General features: G+C 63.9%; 11 protein-coding genes. 2 read left to right on the top strand and 9 right to left on the bottom strand.

Annotated features, from left to right (window positions below; all coding sequences use genetic code 11):
* Positions 1-13: 13 nt before the first annotated feature.
* The 5 genes from KF708_23495 to KF708_23475 all read right to left on the bottom strand — a co-directional run bounded on the left by KF708_23495 (position 14) and on the right by KF708_23475 (position 9,943).
* Positions 14-472 (bottom strand): type II toxin-antitoxin system VapC family toxin, encoded by a 459-nt coding sequence (locus tag KF708_23495; protein MBX3415670.1) that lies wholly within the window; start codon positions 470-472, stop codon positions 14-16.
* Positions 473-804: 332 nt separating this feature from the next.
* Positions 805-3,081, bottom strand: coding sequence for an isocitrate lyase ICL2 (aceA, locus tag KF708_23490; GenBank protein ID MBX3415669.1), 2,277 nt, complete (start codon positions 3,079-3,081; stop codon positions 805-807).
* Positions 3,082-3,215: 134 nt separating this feature from the next.
* Positions 3,216-5,114 (bottom strand): hypothetical protein, encoded by a 1,899-nt coding sequence (locus tag KF708_23485; protein MBX3415668.1) that lies wholly within the window; start codon positions 5,112-5,114, stop codon positions 3,216-3,218.
* A 235-nt stretch (positions 5,115-5,349) separates the two neighbouring features.
* Positions 5,350-6,741 carry a DUF1501 domain-containing protein gene (locus KF708_23480; GenBank protein MBX3415667.1) on the bottom strand — a complete coding sequence of 464 codons (1,392 nt, stop codon included), beginning with the start codon at positions 6,739-6,741 and terminating at the stop codon, positions 5,350-5,352.
* A 97-nt stretch (positions 6,742-6,838) separates the two neighbouring features.
* A complete protein-coding gene (locus KF708_23475) occupies positions 6,839-9,943 on the bottom strand; it encodes a PSD1 domain-containing protein (protein ID MBX3415666.1) in 3,105 nt (1,034 codons plus the stop codon).
* A 204-nt stretch (positions 9,944-10,147) separates the two neighbouring features.
* Here KF708_23475 and KF708_23470 point away from each other — a divergent pair, with 204 nt between their 5' ends.
* Complete coding sequence (locus KF708_23470) at positions 10,148-12,799, top strand: family 10 glycosylhydrolase (GenBank protein ID MBX3415665.1); 2,652 nt, start codon at positions 10,148-10,150, stop codon at positions 12,797-12,799.
* A gap of 114 nt (positions 12,800-12,913) precedes the next feature.
* Positions 12,914-14,353, top strand: a complete 1,440-nt coding sequence (locus KF708_23465) for a DUF1501 domain-containing protein (GenBank protein ID MBX3415664.1) — start codon at positions 12,914-12,916, stop codon at positions 14,351-14,353.
* 18 nt (positions 14,354-14,371) lie between these two features.
* Here KF708_23465 and KF708_23460 read toward each other — a convergent pair whose 3' ends face one another.
* From KF708_23460 to KF708_23445, 4 genes are all read right to left on the bottom strand, one after another.
* Positions 14,372-15,874 (bottom strand): DUF1501 domain-containing protein, encoded by a 1,503-nt coding sequence (locus tag KF708_23460; protein MBX3415663.1) that lies wholly within the window; start codon positions 15,872-15,874, stop codon positions 14,372-14,374.
* A 4-nt stretch (positions 15,875-15,878) separates the two neighbouring features.
* Positions 15,879-18,773 carry a DUF1553 domain-containing protein gene (locus KF708_23455; GenBank protein ID MBX3415662.1) on the bottom strand — a complete coding sequence of 965 codons (2,895 nt, stop codon included), beginning with the start codon at positions 18,771-18,773 and terminating at the stop codon, positions 15,879-15,881.
* Positions 18,774-18,914: 141 nt separating this feature from the next.
* Positions 18,915-19,106, bottom strand: a complete 192-nt coding sequence (locus KF708_23450) for a hypothetical protein (protein MBX3415661.1) — start codon at positions 19,104-19,106, stop codon at positions 18,915-18,917.
* A gap of 35 nt (positions 19,107-19,141) precedes the next feature.
* Positions 19,142-19,585, bottom strand: a complete 444-nt coding sequence (locus KF708_23445) for a DUF4281 domain-containing protein (GenBank protein MBX3415660.1) — start codon at positions 19,583-19,585, stop codon at positions 19,142-19,144.
* Positions 19,586-19,699: the final 114 nt, after the last annotated feature.

Raw genomic sequence — 19,699 nt, 5'->3', positions numbered from 1 at the left:
AGTCTGCTCGTGTCTAGCTTGGAGTATGAATGACCGTTTGCGGTGTCAGGATTTCGATGCCATCAGGCAGATAGCGACGAAAGTCAGATTCATTCCTGGTGAGAATCTTCGAGACGCCGCCCGCAAGCATGACGGCGACGAGCCTCGCGTCGTGAACAGAAATACCCTGGACCGAGTGCCGTTCGACGAGGCCTCGCCAAATGCCAAACGACTTTGGCGACTCGAATTCCAGCCGGCTCACCCGACTTATAACATTCACCATGCGTCGGACTTGCTCGATATTCAGCCCGCGCCCATTTCGATCGATCGGACGTGTGCTCACATTCCAGAACTCGGCAATGTTCTGCGAAGTGACGACGAAGCGCTCGCCCGCGTCGTGTAACAGCCTCAGTGCCTGAAGTATAACGGGGCGTTCACTCGCTTGAGGATTAAAGGCCGAAATCAAGACGCAGGTGTCAACAAGAACGGCCATTAGTCGTGGTCAAGATAGATGTCGGACCGCGTGTAGGTTGTATTCGAGGGGGGACCGTCGACCGATGCCTCCTCAAAAAGCCTCACAAGTGTCTCGCCGGAAATCGTGGAAGGATCGGTCCCTGGATCTATCTCGGCCAATCGTTCGAGATAGGCCTCGAGACTTAGTCCTTCCGCGCTTGCCCGTGCGGTCAATGCGGCGGCCACCGAATCTTGAAGTTGAATGTTAACCATATATCAATAGTACCTCATCCCACGATTTAAAGTCTACGTGGCGATTAGGCACTGCAGTTGCTTTACCCTGCTTGCTGGCCGCCGGTGCTGTGAGGGCAGCTACGCCGAAACCGGTGCCCGGCCCGATTCTTTTTCGATCAGGCTCTTCAGCGCCACGCGGTCCGATTGCAGCAGCTTGGCCACCCCCGCGGTGTCGATGTCGGCCACGATGATCTCGCCGACTTCGTTGTTCACCTGCGAGTAGATGCCCAGCCGTTGCATGCGTTCGCACTGGTACTGATTGTCTTCGGTCGGGCTGAGGTAATGCACCGCCACCGACTTGTAGCGGTGGATGAGGAACAGGTGCAAGAGCGCCATGAGCCGCTTCTTCCGCAGCGAGACGTCGAATGTGTTCTGGTCGCGGACCGAGAGGATCGATCGCCCGCGGCGATCCTGGATCGTGCCGAAGACGACGTTCGCCAGCTTTTGACCGCTGCCGTCGAGCACGCGCAGCTCGAGCAGGTCGGAACCTGCCCGGTTCGGCCGCAACTCGACCTTGAGTTGCGGGTGCTTGTAATGGGCACTCCACAGGTTGAGCCACTCTTGCAACAGGCTCGTGGGGACCTCGGTCTGGACCAGGTGCTGGAACTGCGTCGAACCCTTGCCCATGGCCTTGGTGGCCGTGGTGCGCCCCGTGCAAGCGCCGAGCGCCCCGTCGAGCCGCGGGCCGCCGACGAGGGTCTGTGGCGTCGAGTAGGGAGACTCGACCAGGCGGAACTTGCGCTGCAGCCGGGCCAGAGCGAGCATGCCTTCCTGCTTGAGCGCCAGGGCGAATTCCTCGCCGGCGAGGCCGTCGATCTGATGACCGCCGTAGGTGATGAAGTTGAAGACGAAGCCCATCTTGCCCAACTCTTCGGGGAAGGCCCGCATCTGCTCGTCGGTCATGCCGGTGGTGTCCCAGTTGAACGACGGCGAGAGATTGTAGGCCAGCATCTTGTCGGGGAACTTGGCGTGAATCGCGTCGGCGAATTCCTTGGCATCTTTCAAGTCGGCGGTCTTCGTCTCCATCCACAACAGATCGGCGAACGGCGCGGCCGCGAGCGACTTGTGGATCGAGTATTCGATGCCCCCTTGCACCTGGTAGTAGCCCTCGACGGTGCGCGAGCGCTCGCAGTCCCAGATGATGTGGATGCCCATCGAGCGGGCTTTGTTCTTTGCCACGTTGAACGAGGCACGTTCGGCAAAGTGGAGCCACTCTTCGACCGACAGGGGGAACTCTTCCCCTTCGTTGTGGCGGAACTCCATCACGTCGGCGACGGCGCGGGCGTAGGTCTTCATGCCGGCTTCGGCGATCCAGACGTCGGCCATGCGAGTGACCGCCTTGTCGAGAATCGCGTCGACATTCGTCGCCGGATCTTTCTGGAAGCGGGCCGCGCCCTCTTGAACCAACTGCGTGACGCCGGCACGCTCGAGCCAGGTGTCGGCCTCGGCGTACTCTTCGTCGGAGATCGAGTAGAGCATGAAGCCGTTCAACTCGGCGACGCCCGAGTTGTAGAACTTGCGCAGCACGGCGAGATTGGCCACCTTGTAGGTGGGCAGATCGATGTTCGTGGCGCCCAGGATAAAGGGCTGATCGCGTTCGTCGCCGTTGCTTTCGAGCAGCGTGGCCGACTCGGCGTCGGTACGCGCCACGATCATGCCCGGCACCTTCATGATATCGAGCTGGAAGCGTGCCGAATTGAGTCGTTTGATCTGTTCGTCGGAGGTGACGAGGACCTTGCCCCCCTGGTGGCCGCACTTCTTCGAGCCGGGGCGTTGATCTTCGATGTGATAGCCCGGCACGCCCACCTCGACGAAGCGGCGAATCAGATTTCGCACGTGCGCGTCGCCGCCGTGGCCGGTATCGGCATCGGCGATGATGAAGGGGCGATAGTCGACCTCGCGCGTGGCGGCGCGCTTCTCGGCGGTCATCCGCGAACGATTGTAGACTTGGTTGCGATCGGCCGTGAGCAGGGCGCGCACGATGCCGGCCGCCTCGTCGGGAACCTGGCTGAGCGGGTAGCTGGCGAGATCGGGGCCCGGATCTTCGATGATCGAGCCTTTGGCCGAGGTGGCCCACCCCCCAAGGTAGATGCCTTCGATCCCCATCCGTTTCATCGCCACGGCCTGACCGGGGGAGTAAGGGCCGAATGTCGTGATCGACTTGCGCTCGTCGAACAGCTCGCGGAGCCGGGCGTAGAACGCCTCGGCCGCGCCTTGTGCGATCGCATACGAAGCCGGAATGCTGCCGCGCTGCTCGACCACCTGTCGCGCGGAATAGAGCCGCTTGATGCCCTTGAAACGGGGGCTATCGAGGTACTTCTGCGTTTCGACCACCTGCTCCTCGAACGAACTCATGACTGGCACTCCTCAAGTTGCCGGACGTCTTGCCCGGCGGATCGGATGAAGTAAGAAATAAAGGCAACTCGTGGGCAAACCCCAGACGCTCGACGTCTCAGGTGGGAGGAACGTCGAGCCGTCGCGGTTCGCGACTAGGCAAAATCCAGATTCTCGGTGATACGGGTTCCGTCACGGCGGAAGGCCTCGACATAGCTGCGAATGCGGTCCTGGGCCGTCGGCAAGTCTTGGAGATCGAGGTTGATGTTCAACAGATCGATGTACCAGGGCAACTTGATCGATTCGGTGACGTAGGTCTTGACGATCTCGCGGGCAATGGGGAGCGTCGTCTGCTTCGAGTCGTCGTGGACGTCGCGATTGCCCGCCTTCAACAGCTTATCGTACTCTTCGACGAGCAACCGTTCGAACAGACCGGCCGTGAAGAGATCCCCCTGCTTGGTGCCGGTGGCGGCGTCCTCCTCGGTCAGCGCGGCCCCCTTGTGCAGCCACTCCCAGAGGATGCTCAAGCGGATCTCGCCGGTGGCCATATCCTCCATCAAGTAGAGCACGTCGTCGTTGCCGAAATAGTCGGCGGGTTTGAGGGCCGCGGCCTGGAAGCCCTGCAAGAAGGCGTTGCCGTATTGCAGCGCGACGCTGAGCAGATCGCGGGCGCCGCGAATCGTGCGCGGCGCCGGTTCGAGCATGGCCAGCGCGGCGGCGTCCTCGGCGCTGTAGCCCAGCGGCTCGAACTTGCGACCGAGTTGATTCTGCTGGCCGACCTTTTCCCACACGGGGCGGACGATGTGGACCATCTTCCAGTGCGCGACCCATTTGCCGCTGGCCCCTTCGCGCTGTTCGCGTTCGGCGCCCGCCACGGCCTTCTTCATGCCGGCGGCGACCCCCTCGGTGGAACCGACGGGAATGTTCGGCTCCATGCCCCCCTGCCACAGGGCGAAGTTGCCATTCTGGTCGGGCGTATTCACGGCCCGGCGCACGCGGTCTTCGTAGATCCGCATATAGCCGTAGGTCATCGTGATGGCATCGATGTTGGGATTGATGAAACCCTTATCCCAGGCCAGGGCGTCGGCGACGCTGTTGATGTAGTCCCAACGGCCGGTGTTGAAGCCCACGAAGTGCAGGCCCAGCGCGGCGCGAATCTCCATCAACTGGTAGCTCTCTTCCAACTGCTCGACGAGGACGTAGGCCTTGATCGTACCGATAGGCAGATCAAGGTGTTGCTCGAGCGCGGCCAGAATGTCGTTCCACAGGGCGGCCTCTTCCGCCGTCTGGATCTTAGGCAGGTAGAGTACCACGCTGCTACCGGCCGCGCGGAGCGCCCGGTGATTGTTCGTCACGTAAAGGGCGGCATCGACGATTGACGCGCCCAGGCCCGTGCCATCGCTCATGCGCACGTGGCGATCGTCGAGGTGCAGGCCGCGGGCGCGGAAGATCTTCGTGGTGAAGTCGAGCTGCTTCCGCCAATCGGCGATCGTCTCGCGGCCGAAGAACTCGCGTGCCCAGGCGTTCATCTCGCCGGCTACTTTTTCGGCCACGCGCAGGAAGAGAGGATCCTTGTCGATCGCCAGCTTCAAATTGCGCTGGTTGTCGAGCGACATCGTCGAGACCTGTCCGAGCGCGTCTTCGCCATCGAACATCCAGCCGTCGGCGCCGGACAGCAACGCGTAGGCCACGTTGCGGATGCTCTGTTCGGTCTTGGCGCCGGGGCGCGAGGCCGGTCCGGTCCCCTGGATCCACTGGCGCTCGAGGTCGCGCGGAATCTCGCTGCCGACGAAACGACCAGCGCGTGCGTCTCGTACGGTAATGTTCGTGCGGCCGATCTTGGCCTGCGGATCGAGGAAGCCGATCCGCTCTTTCTGTTGCGCGCGATCCTGGCGGCGCTTGATGCGCGCGGCGAGCAACTCGCGTCGCGCGGCATTCAACGGTGCGAGCGCGGCCAGCGCGGCCACGGCCTCGGGCGTGTAGACGTCGGGATAGGCCTCGCGCACGTCGTGGCGATACTCGAGCGCGCTAGCGCCCGCCTGAGATTCCCCCATCGCGTTTCTCTCCTATGCGAAACGGCACGGCGAGCAGGTATCGCCGCGCGGACAGCACGAATGCGGGACTCGGGCCGTCCATTGGTTGCCTGGCTGGCGATCAGAACAGCCCGCGCAGCATCGGCGCAGCAGGTATGCATCGACTGCGTGGGCTTGCCGCGATGGTGGGGGAGTCGGGCAAGACTGACCACTGAAAGGCACAGTCTAACTACTTGCCACGGCGAAGGGGATAAGGCTAGGCCAAGATTTCGTGAACTATTCTGCTCGGCTCGACCCCCGTCAGCCGCTGGTCGAGCCCCTGCGACTTGACGCTGAAACGGGTGTGGTCGATGCCCAACTGGTACAGCAGCGTGGCGTGCAGATCGTGTACCGAGACGCGATTTTCGACCGCATGGTAGCCGAAATCGTCCGTCGCACCGTAACTCATGCCTCCGCGAATGCCGCCGCCAGCCAGCCACATGGTGAAGCCAGCCAGATGATGGTCGCGGCCATCACCTTGCGCCATGGGCGTGCGGCCGAACTCCGAGCCGAAGACGACAATCGTGTCTTCGAGCATGCCCCGCTGCTTCAAATCGGTGAGCAACGCGGCGGTGGCGCGGTCCACTTCGCCGATCGTGCCTGCGATCTGTTTCTTGACCCCGCCGTGATGGTCCCAGTCGCGATGATAGAGCTGGATGAACCGCACGCCGCGCTCGGCTAAACGCCGTGCCAGCAAACAGTTCGAGGCAAACGATCCATCGCCCCCCTGGGTGCCGTACATGTCGAGGACATGCGCCGGCTCACTGCTCAAATCGACGAGCTCGGGCACGCTCGTTTGCATGCGAAAGGCCAGCTCGTACTGGCTGATGCGTGTGGCGATCTCGGGATCGCCCACCTGCTGCTCCTCGATCGCATTGAGCGACTGAATGGCATCGACGACGTCGCGCTGTCGCTGGGCAGTAACACCTGGCGGTCGGCCGACATAAAGCACCGGATCGCCCGTCGCACGGAACTCGACCCCCTGGAACTTGCCCGGCAGAAAGCCGGAGTGCCATTGCCGCGCGGCGATCGGCTGCTTCTGGCCGTACTTGCCGGTCGAGACCATCACGACGAAGCCGGGCAGGCTCTCGCTCTCGGCCCCCAGTCCATAGAGCAGCCACGAACCCATCGCCGGCTTGCCCGAGATCATCGAGCCGGTGTTCATGAAGGTATGAGCGGGATCGTGGTTGATGGCCTCGGTCGATAGCGAGCGGATGATGCACATGTCGTCGGCACAGCGGGGTCCGACCTCGCGCCATAGCTCGCACATCGATTGACCCGACGCGCCGAACTGCTGGAAAGGGTGCTGCGGCGCGAAGCAGAGCAGCTTTTGTCCCTGCAATTGGGCGATCTGCTGCCCGGCGGTGATCGACTCGGGCATGGGCTCGCGATGCAACTCGGCCAGCCTTGGCTTGTGGTCGAACGTTTCGAGGTGGCTCATTCCGCCGGCCATATAGAGCCAGATAATCCGTTTGGCTCGCGGCGGGTAATGCAGCGGCCGCACGACCCCTTGCCAGCGATCGATCGACGGGGCGATCGGCAACGAGCGCTCCGAAGGAGCAAAGGCCTCGGCGCCCGGTACCGGCGAAGCGAGCGAGGCGAAGGCCATCGCACCCAGGCTCACGCCCGAGTTGTAAAGGAACGCGCGGCGGCCGATCGCCTGGGGCAGGCCGGACCTGGTTGTTCGCTGATCTCGTGCCATGACGTCAGTTCCGCGTGACAGTTTCGTGCAGGTTCAGGATAGCTCGGCAGACACTTGTCCAGGCGGCCAGCTCGATACGGTTCAAATCGCCGGGCAGCGGTCGCGCGCCGACATAGAGCAACTCGTCGGCCGACTTGGGTTCGGCGGCGAATTGCGCGTGATGCTTCTCGACGAGCGAGATGAGGATCTCTGCCTCGCGTGGCGTGACGGGTCGAGAGAGTGCCCGCTGAAAGGCCCAGTCGAGCCGCGCTGCCGGAGACGTGTCGCCGCTGCGCAGGACAAGCTCGGCAAAGACCCGCGCCGCCTCGACGTAGCTGGGATCGTTCAACAGCACGAGCGATTGTAGTGGCGTGTTCGATCGCGGCCGATCGGCGGCGCACTCTTCGCGGCTGGGGGCATCGAAGGCCAGCAGGCTCGGGTGCAGGTACTGCCGCTGCCAGTGCGTGTAGAGTCCCCGTCGATAGAGCTCGACTCCGGCGCCATTCTCCCATTCTCGGGTGGGAAAGTTGAGATACGCCCAGTAACCTGGCGGCTGATAAGGCTTGACGCTAGGGCCGCCCACCTGCTCGACGAGCAGGCCACTCACGGCAAGGGCCGTATCGCGGACGAATTCGGCATCGAGACGGTAGCGACCTTGACGTGCCCACCAGTGATTTTCGGGATCGGTCGCGAACAACTCGGGCGATACCTCGGACGATTGGCGATAGGCGTCCGAGACGACGATCCCCTTGATGAGCCGCTTGATATCCCAGCCCGAGTCGATGAATTCGCCGGCCAGATAGTCAAGCAGCTCGGGATGCGTGGGCCAATCGCCCTGCGCCCCCAGATCGTCGACGCGGCGCGACAACCCCGCGCCAAAGAGCAGTTTCCAAATGCGGTTCACAAAAACCCTTGCCACGAGAGGATTCTCGGGCGACGTGAGCCAATGGGCGAGATCGAGACGCGTGAAGCGAGCTTCGCTGGCCGGTGGCTGCGGCAGAAACTCGGGCACGCCGGACGAGACAATTTCGCCGGTTTCATCCATCCAGTTGCCGCGCGCGAGGAGGCGAATCGGTCGCGGCTCGACCGATTCGGTGACCAGGGTCGTGGGGATTTGCTTGTTGAGCGTATCGCGATCCGCTTCGAGTCGCTTCAGGCGATCGCGCTGCGGTTGCAAGAGGGGCGTGACGGCGCGGAAGTGCGCCGCGAGGGTCTTGGCTTGCTTCTCGGTGCGCGTCTCGCGCGGCGTCGCCACGATCGCCGCAATCTCTTCCGGCGGAGAATTAGCGAGCGTCACCGGTTGCGGCGCCGTGGTCACGGAGATGCGGAACCGCCCGATCGTGTGCTGGGAGGTTTCCAGGTTCTGCGCCAGTATCAGCGTGAGGAACGCACCCGATTCGCCGGGCAGTTCTCCTTCGGTCTGGAAGAGGGCCTGGTTGGGCTTGCCCGCTTGCTCGAGAATCGCCCAGCCCCAGGACTTGCCTTTCGCATCGCCATCGATGGCTGCCGCCGCGGTCCATTTGCCGTAGGGGTTCATTTCCGCGGCGATCGTCTGCTCGTGGCTCGCCTCGGCGGCAGAGAACTTTACAGGGACGTCAGACTCGGTATCGGCCGCACGCAGCGTGGCGCCCAGTTCGGTCAGCACGAAGTTTCCGTTGCCGGCGCGCCCCGGTCCCTTCGTGGGGAGCGAGTCGTGGGGCAAGACCTCCATGCGAATGGCCGTCACGCCGGCTGGTACATCGGCGAAACGCACCGTGTAGGTATCGTTGGGCGGATTCGTGCCGCTGGCGAGCACGGAGCCATCCTCCTGCACGGTCAGCGTGACGCCAGCGAGGGACGACAACTCGGCCGGTCGCAGCATCGTCCACAGGACCTGCGTCGCCTCCCAGGCGGCGAGTGCCGCGTCGAGCTCCGGCGTTTGACGCTTGAGTTCGCGCTGGACGCTGGCGATCTGCGAATCAAGTTCGGCCAGTTGACTGGCCTGCTCGGGCGATGGTACCTGGAGCTTGGGTCCCCAGTCTCCTGAGACGTTGGCGCCACCGTAGAAGCCGCGCTCCTTGATGTCGGCGAAGATCGCCTCGAAGCGATAGAAGTCTTTGGCCGTAAAGGGATCGTACTTGTGGTCGTGGCACTCGGCGCAGCCGAGCGTGCTCCCCATCCAGGTAAGGCTCGCGTTGCGCACCCGTTCGGCGGCGTACTTGGCGCGGTATTCCTTGTCCTGCACGCCCCCTTCGGCGCTCATCATGCCCAGGCGGTTGTAGCCCGAGGCGATGCGCTGCGCCATGGTTGGATCGGGCATCAGATCGCCCGCCAACTGCTCGCGCGTGAACTCATCAAAGCGTTTGTTCGCGTTGAAGGCCTCGATGACCCAATCGCGAAAGGGGTAAACGCTCACCGGTTGATCGCCGTGATAGCCCACCGTATCGGCATAACGCACGAGATCGAGCCACCACACCGCCATGCGCTCGCCGAAGCGGGGAGAGGCGAGCAGCCGGTCGACGAAGGCTTCGTAGGCGGCTGGTGAGGAGTCGGCCGCAAACGCCTCCACCTCCTCACGAGTCGGGGGGAGACCGGTCAGATCGAACGCCAATCGCCGCGCCAGCACGTGTGGGGGCGCGGCCGGAGAGAATTGCAGCTTGCGCGCGACGAGATCGCGCAGCAGGAAGGCATCGATCGGGCTAGCTGCGGCCGTGCCATCGATCTCGGGAGGCGCGGGGCGTCGAACCGGGGTGAAGGACCAATGTCCCTCCCACGGCGCGCCTTGTTCGATCCAGCGCCGGATGAGATCGAGTTGTGCGCCGCTGAGCACCTTGGCCGATGCCGCGGGGGGCATGTGCTCGTCGGCATCGGGCGAGGTAAGGCGCCGCCAGAGCTCGCTCTCGTCGGGCTCGCCCGGCGTGATGACGGGGCCCGCGGAGCTTTCGCCCAACAAATCTTCCTGCTGGTCGAGCCGCAGATCGGCCTCGCGTTTGTTCTTGTCCGGCCCGTGGCAGAAGTAGCAGTTGTCCGACAGGATGGGCCGGATGTCGCGATTGAATTCGATCGGCTGTTCGTTGGCACTTGCGGTAGCCGACCATGAATGCAGCGATGACAGGAACAGCAAGACGATGGCGAACGAGCGGCCAGGCATTTTAAGCTCCCGGGCGATGGTCCGCGCAGATCGACACGGACGGACCCCTATTGGCAAGGGCTGTATTGTAACCAGACTTGCGACGAGATGCCCGCCGGGCGGCACGAACCCCGCTTCTTCCTGCTAGATTGTTTGCGGGATGTCAAATTCCGAGCGGGGCGTGCAGCATGCTCCCGACATTGGCAGCACAGCGAGGTGTCTGACATGAATGGTTCTGTGACGCGGGGGATGTCCCTCATCGTGGGCATCCTTTTCCTTTTCAACGCTTCTGCCAGCGGGGACGAACCTCGAGCTCGAAGCGACGATTCGACCGAACGTCCGGCGACCTTCAGCCACACGGTCGAAGTCGAACTGGGCGAGGATCTCGGTCAGAACCTGGGCAGCCTATTCGAAGCGGTCGACGCGGAGGGACGGGTTTATGCCGGGGCGGGATTTCCGGCCGCCTATAACACCCAAGATCGGAGCGACCGCCGCTTGCTGCAGTTCTTCTTGCGCTGCGAAGAACCCGAGCCTGCGAAGCTCGAACTGCTGCCCCGTCCCACGAGCGACGCGGGCACGTATCTGTTTGGCTTTCGTGGGAGACTCTATTCCATCGGTCGCGGGGGCAACGACGGCCGACTGCGGGTGTGGAACCCTGTGACAGCCGCCTGGCAGAGTGATGACGCAACGGTACCGTTCAGTAGCGAGGTGTCCGACGGGGTGCTCACGGTTCACGAGCGCCACGTCACCTTCAAGGACAGAACGATCCTTGCGCTCGACGAGCAAGAGGGCCGCCTTGGCGAGTATTACTATGCCGGTGGCATCCTGCTGCTACGTCGGTTCGCTGCCACGGCCGAGCCGCCGGAGAACGAATTGATCGCGTATCGCTGGCGGCACGATGATGCAGTCCCGATTCGTTCCGAGACAGGCATCCATCTCGAGTTGCGTACTCCGGGCGAGTTCATCTATGCCTTCGGCCAGCATGGTGCGGATCGGGTCGATCTCGTGGCGGTGAGCAACATCGGTGGCGTCTACGTTTTCGATGGAAACGTCTGGAAGACGTTGCGCGAACCGAATGGGCAAAGCTACCAGGTTTATTCCACTATCGACCACGGAGACGATTTGCTGCTGGGGCACTACCCCACGGGCGAACTGCTCGCCTATCGTCGCGACTCGCTCGAATTGCTTGCCGGACAACCGCCCGTCATGGCCGGCGTAAGCCGCCATGCTCGCGAAGCGCAGACCATGGCGATCTACAGCGGCGCGTTGCACGTGGGGGTCTGGCCGTGGGGCGAAGTCTGGCGACTCGAGGATCGTGCCGCTCCGTGGCATTTCGTCGGGCGCATGTTCACGCATCCCGCGCCCACCGATCAGACGACTCATCCTTATGAAGAAGAGACGAAACGTCTCGATTCCGTGCTGAACCGCTGGGGGCAGCGCGTGACGAGCATGGTACCGCTGGGCGATTCGCTCTACATCTCCACTTCGGCGAAGGGTCCCAATCCCTACGAAGAAAAGTTCACCTTTCTGGCCGATGGCAAGTGGAAGGAATATGGGGCGGTGTATCGCTATCGCCGACCAGGGAATCTGGCCGTGCCTTTCCTCTGGAAACAGGGCCCGACAAAGTTCCGCTTCGATTTCGACGGTCGGCGTCTGGCCGTGTATCAGGACGATGAACTTTTGGGAGAAACTCCCTGCGAGGCGAAGCCGGTTGCCTTCGCAGAACCACGGACAATCTGCAACCAACGCGGCGTGTTTGGGCCGGGACGTGGAAAGTTACAAGTCCGGGGCGACGCCAAGGTAGAGGACACACGTGCGACGCAGCCATTTGTGGCTGCGTATCTCGATATGAGCCGTACGTTCGATCGGCAGTCGGCGCCGGCGGAACGCGAGGCCGCCATCGAAAAGACATTGGACGACTTTCGCTCGCCGCTCCATGTCGTGATGCCTTATGCGAACACGAGCTCGTGGAGTGCCAATTATCTCAGCGAGATCGTCGCCCGGCACACCTTTGGCCAGTGGGATCCCTTGCACCTCTTTGTGCAAGGCGCGCACCAGCGGCGGCTTTCGGTGTGGCCGGTCGTCTGTGTCTGCTCATCGGGACATTTCGAACCGCAGGGCATCCTGCTCGACCATCCCGATTGGGCAATTCGCGATCCGGAGGGCAAGCCGCTCGGGTTCATTTCGCCCGCTCATCCCGCAGCACGGCGGTGGATCGTCGCCGCGGTCAGCGAAATCGTGCGAAAGTATCAGCCTGATGGGTTGATGCTGGACTACTTGCGCTACTTCAATCGTCCGTGGCAGCTCGATGTCGCGGGACAGGCGGCGCTCGAACAGTTCCTTGCCGTGCAACAGCCGGCCGACGAGGCTGACGCGCGCCGCCTCGCGCAGCAGTTCAAGGAGGACCAACTCACTCTGCTGATGCAGGAGATCCACGAAGCGGCACGAGCGATTCGCCCCAATTTGCAACTTGGCGTCTACTCCTGGGGGCCCCACGTGGCTCAAGATCATCTGGTAGCGCAGCCGTGGCCTACCTGGATCGAGCGCGGTTATGTCGATCTCGTCGATATCTCGGGCTACTGCTATCCGGCGAACTATCGAGAACGCTACCTCGAGGTGTTCTCCGAACGCCTGAGGCGAGCCCTCGAACTGCGCGATGCGAGCGGAGGTACCGCCCGCATCACGTTTGCGCTGGGAATCAAGACCAGCCATGGCGCGATCGATTCTGTGGCCGAAATGGAAAAGTATTTCGTTCGCGCAAAGCAGGCAGGCATCGAAGGGGTATCGCTCTTCAATTGGGGGGCGGCGCAACCATTTCTTCCCGAACTGCTCGCTTCGCCTGGACTCGCGCAATTGAGCCAGGGTTTGCCGAAGTAGCACGAGCGCCGCTGTACGCGAGAATTTTGGGAAGAGTTTGTTTCCCTAGTCGCCGCCAGCTACATTGATACTTCCTACCTGATACCGCCGGGGACCTCGAGGCGAGCGGTTCTTATGTTTTCCATCTTGGGCCACCATCGCACGACGTGCGCCGGCATCACGCGGCGCCATCTGCTGCAAGCCGGGGGCGCCGGCCTGTTGGGGCTCAGCCTGCCCAAGCTGCTGGCGGCCGAGTCGGTGCAGCCCACGCGCGCTGCGCGGGCGAAGTCGGTCATCTTTCTCATGCTGTTCGGCGGGCCGAGTCAGCTCGAAACGTTCGATCTCAAGCCCGAGGCCCCCGAGAAGATCCGAGGGCCCTTCCAGCCGATCGACTCGCGTACGCCGGGCCTGCGCATCTGCGAGCATCAGCCGAATTTGGCCCAGGTCTCCGACAAGTTTTGCGTCATCAAGACGATGTCGCACAGCTACAACGATCACAGTGGCGGCGGCCACTACATCCAGACGGGGCACCGTTGGCAGATCCCGATTGGCGGCGGTTTCGACTCGACCCCCAACGACTGGCCCGCGATGGGCTCGGTGGTCGAGTACCTGGCGCAGCAGGGCACGTTCGGTCCCGGCGGCGATCTGCCGAGCTACGTCTGCGTGCCGAATCGGCTGGGGGGGCTCGAGCAGCAGGGGCAATATCGTCGCCCCGGCCAATACGCCGGCTGGCTGGGGCGCGGCTACGATCCGCTCAACACCGACGTCCGCAAGAAGGACGATAAGGACAACCCCTACTGGCGCACGTGCAGTGACGAGGAGCTCACGTTCCAGATTCAGGGGCTCGTGCAGCAGGACGCGCTGACGATCGATCGGCTTGATCGCCGCCGTTCGTTGCTCGAACAGTTCGACGTCGGCCGTCGCCAGATCGACGAAGAAAAGTCGATTCGCAACTGGAACCAATTCCAGTCGCGTGCCCTGGGACTCGTCTCGTCCGACAAGACGCGCGCGGCGCTCGACATTCGCCGCGAGCCCGATGCCCTGCGCGACAAATACGGGCGGCACCTCTACGGGCAGTCGTGCCTGATGGCGCGGCGGCTGGTCGAGGCGGGCGTCCGTTTCGTCACGGTCCACTACGACGCCGTCGACGGTTATAGTTGGGATTCGCACCTCAACAGCGCCGACGTGCAGCATCATCTGCTGCCGACGTTCGATCAGGCGTTGGCGGCATTGCTCACCGATCTCGACGAGCGTGGGCTGCTGGACGAGACGTTGGTCGTCGCCCTGGGGGAGATGGGACGCACGCCGCAGGCCACGGGCGCCTGGGGCCGTGGACACTGGAGCACGCTCTTTCCCGCCGTGCTGGCAGGCGCCGGCATCCGCGGCGGCAGCATCTATGGCGAGACCGATCGCGACGCGGCCTACGCGATGTCGCCTCCCACGTCGCCCGAGGATCTCGCGGCAACGATCTATCACGCGCTCGGCATCCCGCACGAACTGCGTTTGCTCGACGCCTCGGACCGGCCGCACCCGATCGTCGATGGGGGCACGCCGGTGACGTCGATCTTCGGTTGATCGGCCTGGGCAGCGGCGTCACGCGAAGAGATCCATGATCGGCCGGCCGTGGTCGGCGTCGAGACGTTTGCGGCCGGGGATCTCCAGCCGCCGCGAGTCGAGCCCCAAGGCGTGCAGCACGGTGGCGTGCAAATCGGTCACGTAGTGGGGATGCTCCACGGCGTGGAAGCCCAGCTCGTCGGTCGCGCCGTGGACGTAGCCCCCCTTCACCGCCCCGCCCGCCAGCCAGATGGTGAAGCCGTGCGGATGATGATCGCGCCCCGTGGCGGCGGGCGCGAGCTTGCCATCCTGCACGGCGGGCGTGCGGCCGAACTCGGTGCAGAAGACCACCAGCGTGTCGTCCCACATGCCGCGGCGTTTGAGATCGGCCAGCAGGCCGGCGATGGGGCGATCCACCTCGCTGCAGCGCTTGGCGTGCAGATTCTTCAAGTCCTGGTGCGAATCCCAGGTGCCGTAGCCCGAGGCATAGACGAGCGTGTAACGCACGCCGCGCTCGGCGAGGCGCCGCGCGGCGAGCAACCGCCGCCCGGCCGGCGCCGTGGCCTCTTCGTCCAGGCCGTAGAGCTTCTGCGTCTCGGCCGTCTCGCGGTCCAAATCGAGCGCCTCGGGCACCGACATCTGCATGCGGAAGGCCAACTCGTACGACTTGATCCGAGCGCGAAGCTGCTCGTCGTCGGGATACTCGACCGCGGCCAGTTCGCCCAACTGGCGGATGTAGGCGAACTGCTGCTCCTGCTCAAGCTCGAGCACGCCCGCGCCGCGCTGGGCGAAGGGGAGTGATTTGCCCGGCTCGAGCGAAAGCTGCACGCCGGCGTGTTGCGGTCCGAGATAGTCGGCTCCGAAGTTCTGCTTCACGCGGCTATCGCTGAACTCGCCCAGGAAGACGAACTGCGGCAGGTTCTCGTTCAGCGTTCCCAGGCCGTAGTGAATCCATGAGCCCAGCGTGGGCTGAATCTCGTCGAGCGCGTGCCGGCCGTGGTGCATCTGGAATTCGGCGGCATGGTCGTTGTCGGTGGTATACATCGAGCGGACGAAGCAGATGTCGTCCACCTGGCCGGCCAGATGGGGCCACCAATCGGACATTTCGATGCCGCTTTGCCCGCGCGGCGCGAAGCCGACTTGCAGGGGCATGATCTTCGAGTAGACCTCGCGATCGAAGCCGACCACCGAGCGCGACCGCGCGAGAAACAGCGGCGACTTTTGCGGGTTCTCGCTGTCGGTAGTGTCGTAGGTCAAGCCCGCATAGCGGTTGAGCGCCGGCTTGGGGTCAAATGTTTCGAGATGGCTGTAGCCCCCCGAGCAAAAGACCCAGATCACGCGGCTGGCGCGCGGCGCGTGGTGCAGACCGCCGGGCAAGGTCGCGGCTGTAGAAGATTCGGCGGCGCGCAGGCACCCGTCGCTCGCCAGCATCGATCCCAGGGCCAATCCGGTAAAACCCATGCCCAGGTCGGCCAGAAAGGTCCGGCGACGAATGCTGCCGCAGGCGGGTCCGCAAGATGATCGGGCGCTCGAGCGAGTCATGGTCTTAGTGGATCGTCACGAAGTCATGGTGGTTCAGTAGGGCATGGATGAGATTCTCGACGGCCCGTGTCTCGGCATCGGACGAGGGCGCGGTTCCTGGCGCCGTATCCGCGGGAGGCGTGTCCTCTGCCGGGGGAGGCAACGTGGCGAACAGTGCCCGCTGCTGGGCGAGAAACTCGTGCGTGGCGCGACGTTCTGATTCGCGGGGCGTACGGCCGAGGATCTGGACGAAGGCGCGCTCGAGGATGGCTGTGTTGCGCTCGTTTCCGGCCGTGGCGCCTTGCTGCCTCACTGCATCGAGCAGGGCCTGCGCTGCCAGCCGGCTTTGTCGCCATGACAGCTCGCTGTTCGCCAGGGCCAGGGCCTGCTGCGGCATGACCGACGTGGTCCGCCGATAGCTGTCGCAGACGTTGACGCCATCGAACAACTCGAGAAACTGCATCTTGCCCTCGCCATGCTGCGCGAAGTACATGCTGCGCCGGTGGCTGGTGAGTCCCTCGACGTGGTCGATCTCTGGGCCTCCCTGGGTCAGGTCCAATCCCCCCGTGACGTAGAGCACGCTGTCGCGCACCTCCTCGGCCTCCATCCGCCGGCGCGGAAAGTGCCACAGCCAGCGATTGTCGGGATCGAGCCGCAGGTTTTCGCCAGCCTGTCCGCCCATCGCCGAATCCAAGCGATACGCGCGACTCAAGACCATCGTGCGGTGCAGTGGCTTCATCCGCCAGCCGTTCTCGCGCAATTCGCTGGCCAGCCAGTCGAGCAGTTCGGGATGCGAGGGTTCCTTCCCGCTGCGCCCGAAATTGGCCACCGATTCGACCAGCGGCCGGCCGAAGTGCCACATCCACAGGTAATTGGCCGCCACGCGGGCTGTGAGCGTGTTCTCTTCCGACGTGATCCACTGGGCAAGCGCCGTGCGCCGGCCCGTGCTTTGGCGCGGGTACTGTGGGCCGAGAGGAGCGTAATCCGTGCTATCGGCGGCCAGGGCGGACCACGCCGCCTCGACCGCATCGCCTGCCTGCCGCACGTCGTCTGCGAGCTTTGTGACGTTCGCGGTTTGGGCGGCCGCATCGGAATTCGGCTGCGCCTGGGCGGTGGCCAGCTTGAGTCGCGCGTCGGTCTCTTGCTGGCGAGCGGCGGCCAGTACAGCCATGCGTTCGGCTCGCGCGGCGGCGCGGGCAAGCTCCTCGAGCGCCGCGTCTTCCGGTGCGACACTGGGATCTTCCGGCAAGTAGCGTGCGTTCTCCGCGGCGATACGCGCGGCGAGCGAATCGTGCCGCGTGCGCGCCGCGAGTGCCCCGGACTCGGCCAGGCGAAGCTTGGCTCGTTCCAGTTCCACTGCTTCCGGCGATAGCGTGACCGTGGCAGGCGCGCCTGCCGTGGCCGCCCCCGCGGTGGCCTTGGTTTCGCTGGCCGCAAGCTGTTGCTCGACGCCTTGCCATGCCTGGCGTGCCCCGGCGAGTGCCGCCTCGCTCTCTTGCAACGCCTTGGCCGCGACGGCCAGATCCTCGGTTTGGATGAACCCCTTGAGACCCGGGTACCAGCCCCGCGCGGGCAACGACACCGGCGCCACTTGGAAGCTGCCCGCAAGCGCCGTGGGTACGTCGGGCTCGACGGGCGACCGACCTTCAATCTTGTTTCGCTCGTCGCCACGCGCGTACATGTACGTCGGCACGTCGAGTTGCTCGTCGAACACGCGGATCATGCCCGAGGCGATCGGGCCATACGATTCTGCGTAGATGTACTTCTTGAACGGCCCCGGATCGGCCTCGCCCACCACGCGATCGTGCCGCAGCTCGAGCGGCTCGAAGCAGGCCCGCAGGCGGAAGTAGTCTTCCTGGCTGATCGGGTCATACTTGTGATCGTGACAGTGGGCGCAATTCATCGTCAGCCCAAGAAAGGCCTTCGACGTATGCTCGACCAGGTCGCGCTTCCACTGATTGTAATTCCACTTGAACCAATTGCGCACGATGAACCCGGTCGCCGCGGTGGTCTCCGCGTCCTCGGGGGCGATCTCGTCGCCGGCGAGCATCTCGCGCACCATGCGGTCGTAGCCGCGATCCTCGTTCAGCGATTGAACGATCCAGTCGCGCCAGCGCCAGATGGTGGGATAGCTGTTCATCACGTCGGGCACGCTGCGGCGACCATACCAGTCGCTGTAGCGCCAGACGTCCATCCAGTGCCGTCCCCAGCGCTCGCCATATTGCGGACTGGCCAGCAGGCGATCGACGACCGTGGCTTCGGCCTCGGGGGAATCGTCAGCCAGGTAGGCCGCCAGTTCTTCCGAAGTCGGGGGCAAGCCGACGAGATCGCAATAGACACGCCGCAGCCAGATGTGGCGTGGCGCCTCTGAAACCGCCGTCAAACCTTCGCGCGCGTGCGCCGCCGCGATGAAGGCATCGATGGCATTCTCCTGCCACGCGGCGTCCTCGACCGGAGGAACGTCAGGCCGTGCGATGGCGCGAAACGCCCAATGATCGCGAGGGTCGCGCTCCGGCTCGTCTTGTGCCGGGACGGACGCGCCGGCGTCGATCCATGCCTCGATCCGTGCGATCTGCTCCTCGGCGAGCGGCTCGCCGTGATCTTCGGGGGGCATGCGGAAGCCGGCCGTGCCACGCAGCGCATCGACGAGTAGACTTTCGGCGCTCTTGCCGGCGGCGACGGCGGGTCCGCTCTCTCCGCCGGCAATGGTCGACGCGGCCGAGTCGAGTCGCAGGCCCGACTGTTGCCGTAACGCTCCGTGACAGGCAAAGCAGCGCTGGGCAAACAGTGGGCGGATGAAATCGCTATACTCGTTCGGTTCGGTGGCAGCGGCAACCGTCGCGCCCTCTTCAGCGCGAAGCGGCGCCGCGCCGAGCAAGACACCCACGAGAAGCACGCAACATCGACCGACCGGAAACATCGAGCGATCTCCCGCACCTGTCGTCGCGCATCCGACCGACGCTCAGGTGCCCGCTCATTGTGCATAATCGTCCCGCGAAATGCCAAGTTTTCCAGGAAGATCGCCGCGAACGGCGAAGTCCGGAGTTGTTCGGCCTAATTCTCACCACAGCGTATGGCCCGAGATCCGCAGCTTCTTCCACTCGCGTTCCACCTTGCGTCGCAGAACCTTCTCGATCCAATGCTTCCGTCGCGGACCGGCCGTCGCCAGTCGAGCGGCATAGCAGGCCGTCACTTCGCTGAGTAGCGCAGCACGCAGCCGTTCGGCCCCGTCTTGAACGATACCCTGGTCCATACGAAGAGAACCTCTGATACCTCGAACCTTGCTAACTATCCGGCCGTGCCATCCGCCGGCAGCACCCACTCCTTATAGATCCACCGCAGCACGAAGTACATCAAAAGCCCCACGGGTCCCAACATGAGCGTGGCGGCCAGGCAGGGAATCACCAGCAGATGGTGGATGCCGATGCGTCGGGCGTTGCGGACCTCCCACGCGCCGATGAACAAATCGAACGCCAGATAGTGCAACCAACCGATGAGCGCCACGCTTGGGTTGGTGAACAACTGTTGCACCCCTGCGAGCGAGCCCATGCTCCCCTCGGCGCTCCCCAGCGAGGTGAAGGCGATCGCGGCGTAGACGGCGGCGATCGCCAGCGACACGACGGCACTTCCCGCGATGACTTCCGTCACCCGCCACCGTGGCGCCAGCGCCAACAGCAGCCACACCGGCAACACTCCGTAGTTGGAGACTTTGAAGATCCATTCGTTGTCCATGGCGCCAGACCTCGAGTTCTCGCCCCTTGTTCGCAAGGCATCGTTCGTCAAAGTAGGCACACGCTTCTCAGATTTCAACTTGCGGGGGCAGCGGGCGGCGCCCCATACCGTCCA

This window comes from Pirellulales bacterium, from assembly GCA_019636335.1.
GTDB lineage: Bacteria > Planctomycetota > Planctomycetia > Pirellulales > JAEUIK01 > JAHBXR01.
Note: the sequence above shows the minus strand (reverse complement) of the source record. Positions and strands in the feature narration are given on the sequence as shown.

Coding starts and splice junctions, on each gene's coding strand:
- KF708_23495 (MBX3415670.1), bottom strand. CDS start 472: ATGGCCGTTCTTGTTGACACCTGCGTCTTGATTTCGGCCTTTAATCCT.
- aceA (MBX3415669.1), bottom strand. CDS start 3,081: ATGAGTTCGTTCGAGGAGCAGGTGGTCGAAACGCAGAAGTACCTCGAT.
- KF708_23485 (MBX3415668.1), bottom strand. CDS start 5,114: ATGGGGGAATCTCAGGCGGGCGCTAGCGCGCTCGAGTATCGCCACGAC.
- KF708_23480 (MBX3415667.1), bottom strand. CDS start 6,741: ATGGCCTTCGCCTCGCTCGCTTCGCCGGTACCGGGCGCCGAGGCCTTT.
- KF708_23475 (MBX3415666.1), bottom strand. CDS start 9,943: ATGCCTGGCCGCTCGTTCGCCATCGTCTTGCTGTTCCTGTCATCGCTG.
- KF708_23470 (MBX3415665.1), top strand. CDS start 10,148: ATGAATGGTTCTGTGACGCGGGGGATGTCCCTCATCGTGGGCATCCTT.
- KF708_23465 (MBX3415664.1), top strand. CDS start 12,914: ATGTTTTCCATCTTGGGCCACCATCGCACGACGTGCGCCGGCATCACG.
- KF708_23460 (MBX3415663.1), bottom strand. CDS start 15,874: ATGACTCGCTCGAGCGCCCGATCATCTTGCGGACCCGCCTGCGGCAGC.
- KF708_23455 (MBX3415662.1), bottom strand. CDS start 18,773: ATGTTTCCGGTCGGTCGATGTTGCGTGCTTCTCGTGGGTGTCTTGCTC.
- KF708_23450 (MBX3415661.1), bottom strand. CDS start 19,106: ATGGACCAGGGTATCGTTCAAGACGGGGCCGAACGGCTGCGTGCTGCG.
- KF708_23445 (MBX3415660.1), bottom strand. CDS start 19,585: ATGGACAACGAATGGATCTTCAAAGTCTCCAACTACGGAGTGTTGCCG.